16 protein-coding genes and 1 pseudogene are annotated in these 15,708 nt (G+C 55.5%); 13 read left to right on the forward strand and 4 right to left on the reverse strand.

Annotation, left to right across the window (positions count from 1 at the left end; genetic code table 11):
- Positions 1–63 precede the first annotated feature (63 nt).
- From folE2 to zigA, 3 genes are read left to right on the forward strand one after another with little or no spacing between them, the layout of a single operon-like run.
- The gene (gene folE2, locus AAZT04_RS11040) at positions 64–993 is read left to right on the forward strand and encodes a GTP cyclohydrolase FolE2 (RefSeq protein WP_434680023.1); all 930 of its coding nucleotides are present in this window, start codon (positions 64–66) and stop codon (positions 991–993) included.
- A complete protein-coding gene (locus tag AAZT04_RS11045; protein ID WP_434680025.1) occupies positions 983–1,543 on the forward strand; it encodes a carbonate dehydratase in 561 nt (186 codons plus the stop codon). The genes folE2 and AAZT04_RS11045 overlap by 11 nt, the downstream gene beginning before the upstream one ends.
- Before the next feature lie 12 nt (positions 1,544–1,555).
- Positions 1,556–2,743, forward strand: a complete 1,188-nt coding sequence (zigA, locus tag AAZT04_RS11050) for a zinc metallochaperone GTPase ZigA (protein ID WP_434680027.1) — start codon at positions 1,556–1,558, stop codon at positions 2,741–2,743.
- A 192-nt stretch (positions 2,744–2,935) separates the two neighbouring features.
- Here the strand turns inward: zigA and pspF are convergent.
- Positions 2,936–3,943: pseudogene (gene pspF, locus AAZT04_RS11055) on the reverse strand (phage shock protein operon transcriptional activator).
- A gap of 184 nt (positions 3,944–4,127) precedes the next feature.
- Between pspF and pspA the strand changes: the two are divergent.
- The 7 genes from pspA to tyrR all read left to right on the forward strand — a co-directional run bounded on the left by pspA (position 4,128) and on the right by tyrR (position 10,363).
- On the forward strand, positions 4,128–4,793 hold the full coding sequence (gene pspA, locus AAZT04_RS11060) for a phage shock protein PspA (RefSeq protein WP_020827099.1): 666 nt from the start codon (positions 4,128–4,130) through the stop codon (positions 4,791–4,793).
- A gap of 160 nt (positions 4,794–4,953) precedes the next feature.
- Positions 4,954–5,181: an envelope stress response membrane protein PspB gene (gene pspB, locus AAZT04_RS11065; RefSeq protein WP_012145351.1), complete on the forward strand. Its 228-nt coding sequence runs from the start codon at positions 4,954–4,956 to the stop codon at positions 5,179–5,181.
- The gene (gene pspC, locus AAZT04_RS11070; protein ID WP_020827098.1) at positions 5,181–5,540 is read left to right on the forward strand and encodes an envelope stress response membrane protein PspC; all 360 of its coding nucleotides are present in this window, start codon (positions 5,181–5,183) and stop codon (positions 5,538–5,540) included. Before pspB ends, pspC begins: the two co-directional genes overlap by 1 nt.
- A gap of 96 nt (positions 5,541–5,636) precedes the next feature.
- Positions 5,637–5,885, forward strand: coding sequence for a phage shock protein PspD (gene pspD / locus AAZT04_RS11075; protein WP_048758703.1), 249 nt, complete (start codon positions 5,637–5,639; stop codon positions 5,883–5,885).
- A 122-nt stretch (positions 5,886–6,007) separates the two neighbouring features.
- Positions 6,008–7,405, forward strand: coding sequence for a YcjX family protein (locus AAZT04_RS11080; RefSeq protein ID WP_434680031.1), 1,398 nt, complete (start codon positions 6,008–6,010; stop codon positions 7,403–7,405).
- Entirely contained in the window at positions 7,402–8,463 is a 1,062-nt protein-coding gene (locus AAZT04_RS11085) for a TIGR01620 family protein (RefSeq protein WP_434680033.1), read from the forward strand. The genes AAZT04_RS11080 and AAZT04_RS11085 overlap by 4 nt, the downstream gene beginning before the upstream one ends.
- A gap of 328 nt (positions 8,464–8,791) precedes the next feature.
- Positions 8,792–10,363, forward strand: a complete 1,572-nt coding sequence (tyrR, locus tag AAZT04_RS11090; RefSeq protein ID WP_020827094.1) for a transcriptional regulator TyrR — start codon at positions 8,792–8,794, stop codon at positions 10,361–10,363.
- A 72-nt stretch (positions 10,364–10,435) separates the two neighbouring features.
- Here tyrR and tpx read toward each other — a convergent pair whose 3' ends face one another.
- On the reverse strand, positions 10,436–10,939 hold the full coding sequence (tpx, locus tag AAZT04_RS11095; RefSeq protein WP_020827093.1) for a thiol peroxidase: 504 nt from the start codon (positions 10,937–10,939) through the stop codon (positions 10,436–10,438).
- Positions 10,940–11,163: 224 nt separating this feature from the next.
- Between tpx and ycjG the strand changes: the two genes are divergently transcribed.
- Positions 11,164–12,135 carry an L-Ala-D/L-Glu epimerase gene (gene ycjG / locus AAZT04_RS11100; protein WP_434680035.1) on the forward strand — a complete coding sequence of 324 codons (972 nt, stop codon included), beginning with the start codon at positions 11,164–11,166 and terminating at the stop codon, positions 12,133–12,135.
- Between the two features lie 5 nt (positions 12,136–12,140).
- Here the strand turns inward: ycjG and mpaA are convergent, their stop codons facing one another.
- Positions 12,141–12,848, reverse strand: coding sequence for a murein tripeptide amidase MpaA (gene mpaA, locus AAZT04_RS11105; protein WP_020827091.1), 708 nt, complete (start codon positions 12,846–12,848; stop codon positions 12,141–12,143).
- Between the two features lie 207 nt (positions 12,849–13,055).
- On the opposite strand from mpaA, the gene AAZT04_RS11110 reads away from it, so the two are divergent.
- Together AAZT04_RS11110 and AAZT04_RS11115 are read left to right on the forward strand one after the other, a co-directional pair.
- The gene (locus AAZT04_RS11110; protein WP_020827090.1) at positions 13,056–13,406 is read left to right on the forward strand and encodes a hypothetical protein; all 351 of its coding nucleotides are present in this window, start codon (positions 13,056–13,058) and stop codon (positions 13,404–13,406) included.
- Positions 13,407–13,564: 158 nt separating this feature from the next.
- Positions 13,565–15,199, forward strand: a complete 1,635-nt coding sequence (locus AAZT04_RS11115; RefSeq protein ID WP_041414588.1) for a peptide ABC transporter substrate-binding protein — start codon at positions 13,565–13,567, stop codon at positions 15,197–15,199.
- A gap of 174 nt (positions 15,200–15,373) precedes the next feature.
- Here AAZT04_RS11115 and AAZT04_RS11120 read toward each other — a convergent pair whose 3' ends face one another.
- Positions 15,374–15,622, reverse strand: coding sequence for a hypothetical protein (locus AAZT04_RS11120; RefSeq protein WP_020827088.1), 249 nt, complete (start codon positions 15,620–15,622; stop codon positions 15,374–15,376).
- Positions 15,623–15,708: the final 86 nt, after the last annotated feature.

Genomic DNA, 15,708 nt, shown 5'->3' on the forward strand with positions numbered 1-15,708 from the left:
TTATAACATAACAAAATCATGTTACCGTTCCCTGGCAATGTACTGATAACAGCAAGGGGATGTATGAACAAGGTTGCACTTCCACCACGCCAGCCGCTGCCGGACGCGCAGGCCTGGCAGGGCGCAATGAGTGATGTCGGGCTCGATTGGGTCGGGATGCAAGGGATAGCGTTGCCGCTGGAGTTGGCTGGAAAGCCGTTGATCGCAAGGGTCAACGCCGGGATCAATTTGCGCGCCGGCAGCCAAGGTGCGCGGGGTATACACATGTCGCGGCTGTATCTGGCGCTGGATGAGTTAACCCAGGGCGAACTGACGCCGCAACGCATTGCCGATCAACTGCACGCTTTTTTGGCATCGCAGCCGGAAAACAGCGACCGCGCCAGCCTGCACATCAGCGGTGAGCTGCTGTTGTCGCGTCCGGCGCTGCTTTCGCCACACCGGGGCTGGAAAGCCTACCCGCTGGAAATTAGTGCCTCGCTGGCAAGCGCACTCACCCTGACGCTGACGGTGGGCGTGCCCTATTCGTCCACTTGTCCGAGTTCGGCGGCGCTCAGTCGTCAACTGGCGCAGCAGCAGTTTCAGTTTGATTTCGAACATTCGGCGCAAAAGGTCGACCAGCAGCAGGTCATCGACTGGCTGGGCGATCACGGCATGCCGGGGACGCCTCACAGTCAGCGTAGCTGGGCCTGGGTGACGGTGACGCTCAATGAGCGCGAAACGGCATTGCCGGTGGTCAACCTGATAGATCGCATCGAACACGCGCTCGGCACGCCGTTGCAGACGCTGGTGAAACGCAGTGACGAGCAGGCGTTTGCCCTGGCTAACGGCCAGAACCTGATGTTCTGCGAAGATGCCGCTCGCCGCCTGTACCGAATGCTGCGCAGCCAGTGCAGCCACCGCGCCTTTTCACTGCGGGTCGAACATCAGGAAAGCCTGCATGCCCACAATGCCGTGGCGGAGTTGAGCTGGCGGGAGGATCAGGATGCTGCGTAAAAACCCCAGTGGACACCTGCCGCAGGTCTCACCGCAGGCCTATATCGATCCTACCGCGATAATCTGCGGCCGGGTGATTATCGAGGATTTTGTCTACGTTGGGCCGTACGCGGTGATCCGTGCCGACGAACTCAATGCGGCCGGAGACATGGAACCGATCGTGATCGGCTCTCATTCCAATATTCAGGATGGCGTGGTGATCCACTCGAAAAGCGGCGCGGCGGTTACCATCGGCCGCTTCAGCTCCATCGCCCATCGCGCCATTGTCCATGGGCCGTGCTGCATCGAAGACCGGGTGTTTATCGGTTTCAACAGCGTGTTGTTCAACTGTCACATCGGTTCCGGCTGCGTGGTGCGCTACAACGCGGTGGTGGATGGCGTGACGTTGCCGCAGAACCTGTATATCCCGTCAACCGAGCGGGTCGGCGCCGACAGCGATCTGTCGCTTTACCGGCAGGTCGATCGCGGCGCACTGCAATTTTCTGAAGAAGTCACCGCCACCAACGTTGAACTGGTGCGCGGTTACCAGGCATTACGCAATGAGTTTTGAGTGAGGAATTCCATGAATCCATTACCCGTAACCGTGCTTTCCGGCTTTCTCGGCGCCGGTAAAACGACGGTATTGAACCATATTTTGAACAATCGTCAGGGCATGCGCGTGGCGGTTATCGTCAACGACATGAGCGAAGTCAACATTGACGCTGCGCTGGTCGAGAACGAAGTCCAGCTCGATCGCCAGCAGGAAAAATTGGTGGAAATGAGCAATGGCTGCATCTGCTGCACGCTGCGCGAAGATCTGCTGATTTCGGTACGCGAACTGGCGCAGGCCGGGCGCTTCGATTACCTGCTGATCGAATCCAGCGGCATTTCCGAACCTTTGCCGGTGGCGGAAACCTTTACCTTTGAGGACGAACAGGGGGAAAGCCTGTCGCAATTTGCAAGGCTGGATACCTTGGTCACCGTGGTGGACGGGGTTAATTTTATCCAGCAGTACCAGCAGGCGCAGACGCTGCAGGAGGCCGGTCAAAGCCTGGGAGAAGACGATCTGCGCAGCGTTGCGGATCTGTTGATCGAACAGATTGAGTTCTGTGACGTGATGCTGGTAAGCAAAACCGACCTGCTGACGCCAGAACAGCAGGGAGAAGTGATGGCGCTGCTGACCAGTTTGAATCCGGATGCCCGTATTCTGCCCGTATCGCCAGGCAAATTGCCGCTGGAGGCGGTATTGAACACCAACAGTTTCAGCTTCGACAAAGCGCAGCAGGCGCCGGGCTGGTTGAAGGAGCTACGCGGCGAGCACCTGCCCGAAACTGAAAACTACGGGATCAGCAGCTTTGTTTATCAGGCGCGCCGTCCCTTTGCACCGGACAAATTCTACCGGGTGATCAACGGTGACTGGGGCGGTGGCAAGCTACTGCGTTCCAAAGGGTTCTTTTGGCTGGCGACGCGCCCGCGTCAGGCCGGGCAGTGGAGCCAGGCGGGAGGGATTGCTCATTATGGGTTGGCAGGCACCTTCTGGCGCGCAATAGCGCAAGATAGATGGCCGGAAGATGAAGAGACGAGGGCGCAGATTATGGAGAAATGGGTGGAGCCCTTCGGTGACATGCGCCAGGAGTTGGTGTTCATCGGCCAGCATTTGCAGCAGGCCAAAATAACGCGTTTGCTGGACGCTTGCCTGCTAAACGATGAGGAAATGGCCGCCGGGGTGGATTACTGGCACGAGATGGCCGACCCCTTCCCTGAGTGGTAATTGCACAATGACAGTGTGGTAATGAGAAAAATTCTCAACAAAGTACTTTACAGATGATACTGATAACTATTATCATCGTTTGGCAGTTCACGGAAGGCCACTCCCTGTGGTTCTGCTGTGAAAGGCACGACATTGCTCACATTGCTTCCAGTGTTTTTTAAGCCAGCTCGGGTGCTGGCTTTTTTTTGCCCGCTATTCGTCGTCCGCCTCGCCATTTTGCAGTAACGCATGTTTTTTCAGCATGCCGCGTAGCTGGTGGTAGGTCAGCCCCAGCAACTCCGCCGCTTTACGTTGGTTAAACCTTCCCTGTTGCAGTGCCGCTTCGATCAGAGACTTCTCCTGCGCCAATTGCCAGGCTTTTAAATCCAGCGGCAGTACCGGCAGGCCATCATGCGCTTCGGCCTCTACAGGCAATGGCACACTTTCCCTCTGGGAGAACGGGTTGATGACGATGTTATCCAGCGCTTACGCGCTGGTGCCGTGGCGGTAGACCGAACGCTCCACCACGTTTTTCAATTCGCGTACGTTACCTGGCCAGTGATAGCCGAGCAGGGTATCTCTGGCGCGCTCGGTAAAGCCAGGAAACAGCGGCAACGACAGCTCACGACACATCTGGATCGCAAAGTGTTCGGCCAGCAACATGATGTCTTGCTGGCGCCGGCGCAGCGGCGGCAACTGCACCACGTCGAACGCCAGGCGGTCCAGCAGGTCGGCGCGGAATTTTCCTGCCGCCGCCAGCGCGGGCAAGTCGTCGTTAGTGGCACACACCAGCCGGACATCGACCTGCAGCGGTTGGCTACCGCCGACGCGTTCCAGATGGCCGTATTCAATCACCCGCAGCAATTTTTCCTGTACCAGCATCGGCGCGGTCGCCAGTTCATCGAGAAACAAAGTGCCGCCGTCGGCACGTTCAAAGCGACCCAGGTGGCGCTTCTGCGCACCGGTAAAAGCTCCGGCCTCGTGGCCGAACAGTTCCGAATCAAGCAGGTTCTCATTCAGGGCCGCGCAGTTAAGCGAGATAAATGGCCCTTGCCAACGGTTGGAGAGGTAATGTAAACGGTGGGCAATCAACTCCTTACCGGTTCCGCGCTCACCAATAACCAACACCGGCTTGTTCAACTTTGCCAGTTGCGAGACTTGCTCCAATACTTCGACAAAGGCGTTTGCTTCGCCCAGCAGGTTTTCTAACTGTTCGCTCATGATGAAATTCGCCAATGTTTGGTGAAAATAATCACTCTACAGGATGTTTTCAGAGAGTCAAAAATAAATAGTCGTTATCATTCAATGAAATAAAAATTGGCACGGGTTTTGATTAAGTCTTTGGGCAATCTGCATGATTTAACGCGGCGCTTCAGACGCCATCAGAACCAAGAGGAAGTGAATTATGGGTATTTTTTCTCGTTTTGCCGACATCGTGAACGCCAACATCAATACGTTGCTGGATAAGGCAGAAGATCCGCAAAAACTGGTGCGGTTGATGATCCAAGAGATGGAAGACACGCTGGTCGAAGTCCGTTCTACCTCAGCGCGTGCGCTGGCGGAGAAAAAGCAGCTGTTACGGCGTATCGAGCAGGGTGAAAACCAACTGAGCGACTGGCAGGACAAAGCCGAACTGGCGCTGCGTAAAGATAAAGAAGATCTGGCCCGTGCGGCGCTGATCGAAAAACAAAAAGTGGCCGACCTGATCTCTACGCTGACTCATGAAGTCTCGACCGTAGAAGAAACCCTGGCCCGCATGAAAAGCGAAATCGGCGAGCTGGAAAACAAGCTGACCGAAACACGCGCACGCCAACAAGCACTGACATTGCGTCATCAGGCGGCGTCGTCTTCCCGCGAAGTGCGTCGTCAGCTCGACAGCGGCAAACTCGATGAGGCAATGGCGCGTTTCGAGCAGTTCGAACGTCGCATTGACCATATGGAAGCCGAAGCGGAAAGCGTCAGCATCGGTAAAAAGAAGTCTCTGGATCAAGAGTTTGCCGAGCTGAAAGCCGACGACGCCATCAGCGAGCAGTTAGCGGCGCTGAAAGCAAAAATGAATCGTTCCGAGTAAGGCAATAAAGGTTTTGAAAATAAATCAGGAAAATCAATTTATTGATTTTCGGCTGATAACACAAAGGGGGAAAAACCACGCTTTTATCCCCTTTTGTCAATAACCTGGGCGGCCACGGTAGGGTGGCAGCCCACCAAAGACGCATTAAGAAGGAAAAGAAATGAGTGCTCTATTACTTGCCATTCCGTTGACAATCTTTGTGTTGTTTGTCGCACCGATTTGGCTTTGGCTGCATTACAGCAATCGGCAACAAAACGGCATTCAACTGAGCCATCAGGAAATGCAGCGTCTGGCACAGCTGGCAGAAGATGCCAAGCGTATGCGTGAACGCATTCAGGCGCTGGAAGAGATCCTCGATGCAGAACACCCGAACTGGAGACAGTCTTGATGAACAACACTCTGGGCAGTAAAAAGCTTTATCGCGTACCTGAAGAAGGGATGGTGAAGGGCGTCTGCGCCGGTCTGGCCCATTATTTCGACGTGCCGGTACGCCTGATCCGGGTGATCGTGGTGTTATCGATGTTCTTCGGGCTGTTTTTCTTCACCCTGATTGCTTATTTCGCGCTGGTGTTCGTGTTGGATGAAGCGCCGGCCAGCCGTTTTGACGGCGAACAGCAAAAAACGCCGCGTCAGTTGCTCGACCAACTTGAATATCAACTGGGCAGCGGCGAACAACAGCTGCGACAGGTTGAGCGTTACGTCACGTCGGACACTTTCGGCGTACAGAGCCGTTTCCGCAAGCTGTAACCCGCCCCGCATGCTATGGCCTGCGCCGTGCGCAGGTCAGGCATTGCACCCGTCATCATCCTTTATTGACCCGAACTGTGCCGGAGGGCATTGATAATGAACAAAACCTATGCCGCAAGCGCCGCTAAAACCGGTGGATTTAAACGAGGAGCAGGTGCAATGTTGAAGACAGTGTCTAAAGTCATCATCATAGCGTTACTGAATTACGGCCCGGCAGGGGCGGCCGGCTGGCTGCTGCGGACCGTGGGTCGCAAACCGATTCGCTTTGTATTGGCGCTGGTGCTGGAACCTTTGTTCCGCAAAGGCCTGAACAAGGTGTTTGGGCGTTATACCCGTCATACTTGAAGCTGCCTCTTTGTTGGCTGCGCTTGCCCGCCCTGGTCACATAGTGCGCTATGCTTCCAGGACTTACAAACTGGCCGCCGCGATGCAACTCCAATTATTTAGGGCCTATGCCAAGGAGAACAATGAAACGACTGCAAAATGAGTTAACGTCGCTGGTCAACCGCGGAATGGATCGCCATCTGCGCCTGGCGGTGACCGGTCTGAGCCGTAGCGGCAAAACCGCCTTTATCACCGCTTTCGTCAACCAATTGCTGCACGTTCACAGCGGTGCGCGCATGCCGCTGTTCTCGCCGGTGCGTGAAGAGCGCCTGCTGGGCGTGAAGCGCATTCCGCAGCGCGATCTCGGCATTCAACGTTTTACCTATGATGAAGGGTTGGCGCAGCTGTATGGCACACCGCCGAGCTGGCCGACCCCGACGCGTGGCGTCAGCGAAATTCGCCTGGCGCTGCGTTACCGCTCCAACGATTCACTGCTGCGTCATTTCAAAGACACGTCGACCCTGTACCTGGAAATCGTCGATTATCCCGGCGAGTGGTTGCTGGACCTGCCGATGCTGGAACAGGACTATCTGGCCTGGTCGCGGCAAATGGCCGGCCTGCTGCAGGGCGAGCGCGCCGAGTGGGCCAAGCCTTGGCTGGCGCTGTGCAAAAGCTGCGATCCACTGGCTCCGGCGGATGAAAACAAACTGGCGGCTATCGCACAGGCTTACACCGATTATCTCCTGCGTTGCAAAAGTGAAGGGCTGCACTTTATTCAGCCGGGGCGCTTTGTCCTGCCGGGGGATCTGGCCGGTGCGCCGGCGTTGCAGTTTTTCCCGTGGCCGAATGTGGACGCTCAGGGGGAATCGAAGCTGGCGCAGGCGGATAAACACAGCAACATCGGCATGCTGCGTGCGCGTTTTAATTATTACTGCCAGTCGATCGTCAAAAACTTTTATAAAGAGCATTTTGTCCGTTTCGACCGCCAAATCGTGTTGGTGGACTGCTTGCAGCCGCTCAATAGCGGCCCGCAGGCGTTTAACGACATGCGTCTGGCGCTGACCCAGTTGATGCAGAGTTTCCACTATGGCAAGCGCACGCTGTTTCGCCGGTTGTTTTCGCCGACCATCGACAAGCTGATGTTCGCCGCCACCAAAGCCGACCATATTACCGCCGATCAGCACGCCAATCTGGTGTCGCTGCTGCAGCAGTTGGTGCAGGAAGCGTGGCAGAACGCCGCATTTGAAGGCATCAGCATGGACTGCGTTGGGCTGGCCTCAGTACAGGCTACCGAGAGCGGTATCGTTGATCATCAGGGGCAGCGCATCCCGGCGTTAAAAGGCAATCGTCTGAACGACGGAGCGCCGCTGACGGTTTTCCCCGGCGAAGTGCCGGCGCGCCTGCCTGGGCCGGCGTTTTGGCAAAACCAGGGCTTCCATTTCGATGAGTTTCGTCCACGCGCGATGAGCGTGGACAGCCCGTTGCCACATATTCGCCTGGACGCGGTGATGGAGTTTCTACTGGGAGATAAATTGCGATGAGCGAGCCAATAAAACCGCGTATCGATTTTGAACAACCGCTGCAACCGCCGCAGGAGCCCGTGCTGCGTGCTAACGTCGCTTTCGACGAACAGCAGGCGGAAAGCTTTTTCCCGGCGGCGCCGGAGCTGCAGCAGGAAGACGAAGAGGGGCGCGCCGAAGGCATCATCAATGCGGCCCTGAAACCCAAACGCAGCCTGTGGCGCAAAATGGTCACTGCCGGGCTGGCGCTGTTTGGCGTCAGCGTGGTGGCGCAGGGCGTACAGTGGGTACATACCGCCTGGGGCCAGCAGGATTGGATTGCCATGGGCGGTGGCGTAGCGGGTGGCTTGATCGTCTTTGCCGGTGTGGGGTCGGTGGTGACCGAATGGCGCCGGTTATACCGTCTGCGCCAGCGTGCTGAAGAGCGAGATGTGGCTCGAGAACTACTGCACAGCCACGGTTTGGGCAAAGGGCGGGAGTTCTGCGAGAAGTTGGCACGCCAGGCCGGTCTGGATCAAGGGCATCCGGCGTTGCAGCGCTGGCAGGCCTCGCTGCATGAAACCCAAAACGACCGTGAAGTGGTGGCGCTGTACGCCAAACTGGTGCAGCCGGTGCTGGACAACCAGGCCCGGCGTGAAATCAGCCGTTCGGCCGCGGAATCTACGTTAATGATTGCCGTCAGTCCGTTGGCGCTGGTGGATATGGCGTTTATCGCCTGGCGCAATATTCGTCTTATCAACCGCATCGCGGCGCTGTATGGCATCGAACTGGGCTACTTTAGTCGTCTGCGGCTATTCCGCCTGGTGTTGTTGAACATTGCCTTTGCCGGTGCGTCCGAACTGGTGCGCGAAGTGGGGATGGACTGGATGTCGCAAGATCTGGCGGCTCGTTTGTCTGCCCGTGCAGCACAGGGGATCGGTGCCGGTTTGCTGACCGCGCGGCTAGGCATCAAGGCGATGGAGCTGTGCCGTCCACTGCCTTGGCTGGAAGGTGAGAAACCCAAACTGGGTGATTTCCGCAGCCAATTGGTCGGCCAACTGAAAGAAACCATGAAGAAAGGCGACAGCAAAGCCAAATAATCTCCTCACGGCGTCCATTTGGACGCCGTGCTTCCTTTCTGCCTCTGTCACGCCGTGCAAAGCCAATACGTAACCTTCACTTGACGAAAGACGATCCCCCTGCAAATACATTATATTTATCTGCAAATTTATTGGCGGTTGTGATAACTCTCTGCCGATCAGCTAAAATGACGCCGATGGTGTTATTCACTTGCGTTTAAAAACATCAACAACAGCGATAAATCAGAGTTCTGTCAACTTTTGCTGACAGATTGCTTCTACCGTTCGGGGTGAGAGAGTATCATCATTGCCAGTCATCCCCGCACCTGCAGAGATAAGGCCAATACTGATGCGTTTGGAAGTTTTTTGCGAAGACCGAATCGGTCTGACTCGAGAGTTACTCGATCTTTTGGTATTGCGCAGCATAGATTTACGTGGCATCGAAATCGATCCCATCGGCCGCATTTACCTCAATTTTTCCCAGCTGGATTTTGACACCTTCCGTGCCTTGATGGCAGAGATCCGCCGCATCGCCGGCGTGACCGACGTACGCACAGTGAATTTCATGCCGTCCGAGCGTGAGCACCGCGCCCTGCGGGCGCTGCTGGAGTCGATGCCGGAACCGGTCTTCTCGATAGATATGAAGGGCAAGGTCGAGCTGGCTAACCCGGCGGCTCAGGCGCTGTTCGGTTTCAGCGAAGACAAAATCCGCAACCAGACCGCCACTGCGTTGATTGGCGGTTATAACTTCAGCCGCTGGCTGGAGAGCGAACAGGCGACTCCGCAATCTGAGCGGGTGGTGATCCGCAGTCAGGATTTCCTGATGGATATCACCCCCATCTATCTGGAAGACGAAAACCAGCAGAAAGATACCGTCGGCGCGGTTGTGATGCTGAAGTCCACGGCGCGCATGGGCCGTCAGCTACAGAACTTGTCGGTGAACGACGATACCGAATTTGATCACATCGTCGCCGCCAGCCCGAAAATGCGCCAGGTGCTGGATCAGGCGCGCAAGCTGGCGATGTTGGATGCGCCACTGTTGATTGTCGGGGATACCGGTACCGGTAAAGATATCCTGGCCCGGGCCTGTCACCTGCGCAGTCCGCGCGGCAAGCAGCCGTTCCTGGCGCTAAACTGTGCCGCTTTGCCGGACGACGTAGCGGAAAGCGAGCTGTTCGGCCATGCGCCGGGCGCTTACCCCAATGCGCTGGAAGGCAAGAAGGGCTTCTTTGAGCAGGCACACGGCGGTTCGGTATTGCTCGATGAAATCGGTGAAATGTCGCCGCGCATGCAGACCAAACTGCTGCGCTTTATTAACGACGGCACTTTCCGCCGGGTTGGCGAAGAACACGAAGTGCATGTCGATGTACGCGTGATCTGCGCGACGCAGAAAAACCTGACCGAACTGGTGCAACGCGGTGAGTTCCGTGAGGACTTGTATTATCGCCTTAACGTACTGACCATTACCCTTCCGCCGCTGCGCGAACGTCCGCAGGACATCATGCCGCTGACCGAACTGTTCGTGGCGCGCTTTGCCGATGAGCAGGGCGTTGCGCGGCCGAAATTGTCCAACGATCTGGGCAGCTTCCTCAGCAAATACGGCTGGCCGGGCAACGTGCGGCAGTTGAAGAACGCCATATATCGCGCGCTGACGCAAACGGAAGGTTTCGAACTTCGTCCACAAGATATCGTTCTGCCGGAATTTGAAGTTGAAATGTCACTGGGCGATGAAGTGTTGGACGGCTCGCTTGACGACATCAGCAAGCGTTTTGAACGCTCGGTGTTGACGCGGCTGTACCGCACTTACCCAAGCACGCGAAAGCTGGCGAAACGCCTGGGGGTTTCACATACCGCGATCGCCAACAAGCTGCGCGAGTATGGTCTTAGCAGCCGCAAGCCGGCTGGGGAAAGCGAAGAGTAAAAAGAATGGGCGCCTTAGGCGCCCATTTTAATACTTGGCTATCAGAGCCCGGCATTCGCGGGCCTTATGACATTACTTCAATGCAGCCAGCGCCGCGTCATAGTCTGGTTCGTTGGTGATTTCATTCACCAGCTCGCTGTACAACACGTTATCCTGGCCATCCAGCACCACGACCGCACGTGCAGTCAGACCGGCCAGTGGGCCCTCGGCGATTTCAACGCCGTAGGCTTGTTTGAATTCTGCACCGCGCAGAGTGGACAGGGTCACCACGTTGCTCAGGCCTTCCGCGCCACAGAAACGTGACTGTGCAAACGGTAGGTCGGATGAAATGCACAACACTACGGTGTTATCCAGGCCGCTGGCCAACTGGTTGAATTTACGCACTGAAGTCGCACAAACGCCGGTATCGATGCTTGGGAAAATGTTCAGAACTTTGCGTTGACCCGCGAAGCTGCTCAGCGCCACATCTGACAGGTCTTTGGCAACCAGAGAGAAGGCTTTGGCTTGTTCGCCGGACTGTGGCAGATGGCCTGCAACGCTAACCGGGTTGCCTTGAAAATGTACTGTCTGAGTCATTAGCTTGATTCCTTTTACAGGTGTTTATACAAAGGGCATGAGCCTAATGAAAAGGGACTTTACGCCGCGCTTAACATTAGGTTCACACCCTGGCATCAGTTTATGTCAACAATTGCGGGTTGGATATATAAAGTTTGCTAAATAGTTGTATATATTAGGTTGTGTCCAGAATTTATCCTTCTGGTCGCCCTTGTTTATGCGCAATTTTCGCCTCAGGAGCCGTTATGAGAAGCATGCGTTTTTACCCAGAAGCCTGGCCGCTGCATACTGCCTTTGTGATAGCTCGCGGTAGCCGTACCGAAGCCAAAGTCGTGGTGGTCGAAATTGAACTGCAGGGCGTGCGTGCCAGCGGCGAATGTACGCCATATGCGCGTTACGGCGAAAGTGAAGCCTCGGTGATGGCGCAGCTGGCTGAAGTGGCAACGGCTGTGGAACAGGGCGTGACACGGGAGCAACTGCAGCGGCTAATGCCGGCAGGTGCAGCGCGTAATGCGGTGGATTCTGCACTGTGGGATCTGGAATGTCGCCTGAACGGCCAGAGCCTGTGGCAACGCAGCGCAGTCGTAGAGCCGGAACGCATTGTGATGGCGCAAACCGTCAGCATCGGCTCGCCGGAGGCGATGGCGTTCGCCGCGCGTGAGCTTGAGCAACAGGGGGCCCGGCTGTTGAAAATCAAGCTGGATAACCACCTGATCAGTGAACGACTGGTGGCGATCCGTGCGGCAGTGCCGACGGCCACCTTGATCGTCGACGCCAATGAGTCCTGGCAGGCGGAGGGGTTGGCGTCACGTTGTCAGCTGTTGGCGGATCTGGACGTGGCGATGCTGGAGCAACCGCTGCCGGCGAAGGACGACAGCGCGCTGGAAAACTTTATCCACCCGTTACCGATTTGCGCCGATGAGAGCTGCCACACGCGTAGCGATCTACCGCGGTTGGCCGGACGCTATCAGATGGTCAATATCAAGCTGGACAAGACCGGCGGTCTGACGGAGGGGTTGGCGTTGGCGGCATTGGCGCGAGAGCAAGGGTTCGCCATCATGCTGGGCTGCATGCTCTGCACTTCTCGAGCGATCGGCGCGGCATTACCCTTGGCTCCGGGGGCGCGATTCGTCGATTTGGACGGGCCAACCTGGCTGGCGAAGGACGTTGAACCGGGTCTGGATTTCGAATGTGGGGCGATCAACCTCGCCCCGTAACCGACTCAGTCCGGGTAGGTCAGTAATTCCACCATGGCGTCGAGGTAGCTTTCGCTGGCGGCATCGGCAGAGATTGGTGGGAACTCTGCGGTAATGCAGGGCAGCGAAAGATCGGCGCACCAACTGCCGAACGATCCCGGCGTCTCGTAACCGACGCTGGTGACCAGCGGCAGGGCAAATTTGTGCGAAAGCCAGACGCCAAGCTGAGAGCTGGCAGGGTCTTCAATACAGGCCAAGGGTTCGTGGAAGGAGACTACCCAGCGAGGTTTCAGCCGATGGATCAGGTGGCACAGCGCCTGGGTCTCCGGCTCGGAACCCGGACGGCCACCGGTCGAAAGCTTAACGTCCCGAGCCTCCGCCGCGCTGTTCCAGCGATAAACCGTGTCGCCAGAGCGCCAGTTGGCCGCCGGGAAATTGCGATTCAGGTCGACCCCGTTGGCATTGGCGCGCAGCCCGAGTTGGCAGCCATCCGGGTTGACGGCCAGCACCACATGGTGACGCAACTGATTGGGGGCGATGCTGCGCAGCGCACAGGACAGCGTGACAATAGCGGCACCTTCGTCACCGTGCGTACCGGCGATGATCAGCCCGGTATCCGGGCTACTGATGGCCGCCGGGAAATAGAGCAGCGGTGCGCCCAGCAGCGAACTGCCGTAATTCTCTCCTGCAACGGCCAATTGGCCACGTTCACTGCGCGGTCGATGCTGGATCATGATGCGTTCCCTGATTTAAAGGTCGAGAGTGATTATCATTTTATTCAGTGTATTACGCTTTAGCTGCACTTTCCCAGAGCTATTGTTCAGCTATCGCGCGTTATGTGAACTGTGCGTTAGCGCAGGTAACAATAAAACCCCGCCGGTCAATTCGCTGTTGTTATACTATCGGCAAAGCTAACCCAATAACCAAACAGGGGATTTAACATGCCAGTAGCCAGAATTATTGCCAGCTATAGCGAAAATGAAAAAGATACCATCACGCTGCTGTGCGGCGTGGACGAGGAAAACCAAATCCGCCAGGGTGAATGGTTCGGCGTGGTGAAAAACGACGACGGGCGCGGCGATGAGTCCAACTATCCGTTTACCCTGCACGTCGACTATCAAAAAAACAGCTTCTATCTGGACTATGGCTATGACGATGCCGAGTCACGTCAGATGCAAAAGACCGATATCCATGCCAAGCCGCTGGTGGAGAAAGGCTTCTTCACTATCTTCGATGAAGAAGAGGGCGAAGAATTCAGCTACCGTATCAACAGCATCCATCTTTACGAATAATCCTCGTCGAGATCAAAATGCCCGTGTCGACTTCGTCGTACGGGCATTTTTTATTGCCTGGCCCCCAGTTTTTACATCTTGTCCGCCTGGAACTCTAGGTGAGACTAATCTTGTGCTATAAGATAAAAAATTCAGATGGTTAACGGGGATGAATCAGAATGACGAGAAAAATAATTCAACAGGGTTTTCGTTTGGCGCTGTGTGCGGTAGCGATCGGCGCAGGATTGAGCAGCGCAATGGCGGCGCAGGTTCCCCCGGGTACCACTCTGGCGGAAAAGCAGGAAATTGTTCGCCATATCAAAGATGAGCCTGCTTCGCTCGATCCCATCAAGGCGGTCGGGCTGCCGGAAGCACAATTGGCGCGCGATCTGTTTGAAGGTTTGGTGAATCAGGATGCCAACGGCAAAGTGATCCCTGGCGTTGCCACCCGTTGGCAAACCACGGATAACCAAACCTATATTTTCACACTGCGTAAGGACGCACGCTGGTCTAACGGTGACCCTGTCACGGCAAAAGACTTTGTCTATAGCTGGCAACGCCTGGTCGAACCAAAAAGTCTGTCTCCCTTTGCCTGGTTTGCTCAACTGGCAGGTATCCAGAATGCCGATGAGATCATTACCGGTAAATTGCCAGCGGACAAGCTGGGCGTAACGGCGCTGGATGATTACACCTTAAAAGTACAGTTGAATAAGCCGGTACCCTATTTTGTCAGCCTGACGGCCAACTTCAGCCTGTTCCCGGCGAACAAGGCGGTGGTGGAGAAATTTGGCAATGACTGGACAAAAGTCGGCAATCTGGTGGGCAACGGTGCGTATAAGCTACAGGAGCGGGTGGTCAACGAGAAACTGGTGCTGACGCCCAACGAACACTATTGGGATCATGCGCATACCGTTTTGACCAAAGTGACCTTTGTGCCAATCAACCAGGAGTCTAACGCCACTAAACGCTACCTGGCCGGCGATATCGATATCACCGAATCCTTCCCTAAAAACATGTACCAAAAACTGCTGAAAGACATTCCGGATCAGGTGTATACCCCGGACCAACTCGGCACCTATTATTATGCTTTCAACACCCAACGGGCGCCGACCAACGATGTGCGGGTGCGCAAGGCGCTGTCTTACGCGATCGATCGCAAAATTATCGCCGAAAAAGTGTTAGGCACCGGTGAGAAACCGGCTTATCACTTTACGCCGGATGTGACCGCAGGGTTTAAACCGGAAGTGAGTCTGTTGCAACAGCAGCCGCAGGCCGAACTGGATGCCCAGGCCAAGGCGCTGATGCAGGCGGCCGGTTATGGCCCTAATAACCCTTTGAAGCTGACGCTGTTGTATAACACTTCAGAAAGCCACCAGAAAATAGCCATAGCCGTGGCCTCAATGTGGAAGAAAACCCTTGGGATCGACGTTAAGTTGCAGAATCAGGAATGGAAAACTTATATCGACAGCCGTAACACCGGCAATTTCGACGTGGTGCGCGCTTCCTGGGTGGGCGATTACAATGAAGCTTCGACCTTCCTGTCGTTGTTGAGCTCCACCCACAGCGGCAACATCGCCAAATTCAAGAGCGCGGATTACGACAAGCTGTTGGCGCAGGCCAGCCGTGAAACCAGCGCCGCGGCCCTGACGGCGGATTACAACAAACTGGAACAGATCATCGCGGAACAGGCGCCGATCGCGCCGATTTACCAATACACCAATGGCCGTCTGATCAAGCCTTGGGTAAAAGGTTACCCGATCACCAATCCGGAAGACGTGGCTTACAGCCAGACGATGTATATTATCAAGCATTAATAACTGCATTTAACCAGGCTCCGTTAATTCGGGGCCTGGTTATGAATATTTGTCGAATAATAAAACAAACCCCAATAGCTTATTTCAGCCAGGGCGATGCTGTCCGTTGAAATAACCGGAGAGCCCTTTATATTCGGCAATGAATAGTGGGTAAAACAGGTCGTTATTTATGCTTTATAAGCTGTCCCGCATGGCATCAACCAGGATGCGTCCGCTCATGTCCGTTTGGGTAATGCGATAGCTGGTTGGGTATGAGCGTCGGGTGCTGAGGTGATCGTGTACCGATACCTTGCCAACCTGCGCACCGCTGGCATTCTTAACGATAAACTCGCTGATCTCTTCCTGGCCCTGGTTTTGAAAATTAACGCTGCGGATTTTCTCCAGCGTATCGCTGTCGTTTAATTTTAAATGGTCGCGTAACATAACTACCTCCTCGTAGTGAGGGAAGTATATGCCTCTCAAATTTGAGCTGGAACAGCTTTTTGTTAATTTTTTATTGTCATTATGAA

Source organism: Serratia sp. Je.1.23.a (assembly GCF_051129805.1).
In the GTDB taxonomy this organism is placed as follows: domain Bacteria; phylum Pseudomonadota; class Gammaproteobacteria; order Enterobacterales; family Enterobacteriaceae; genus Serratia; species Serratia liquefaciens.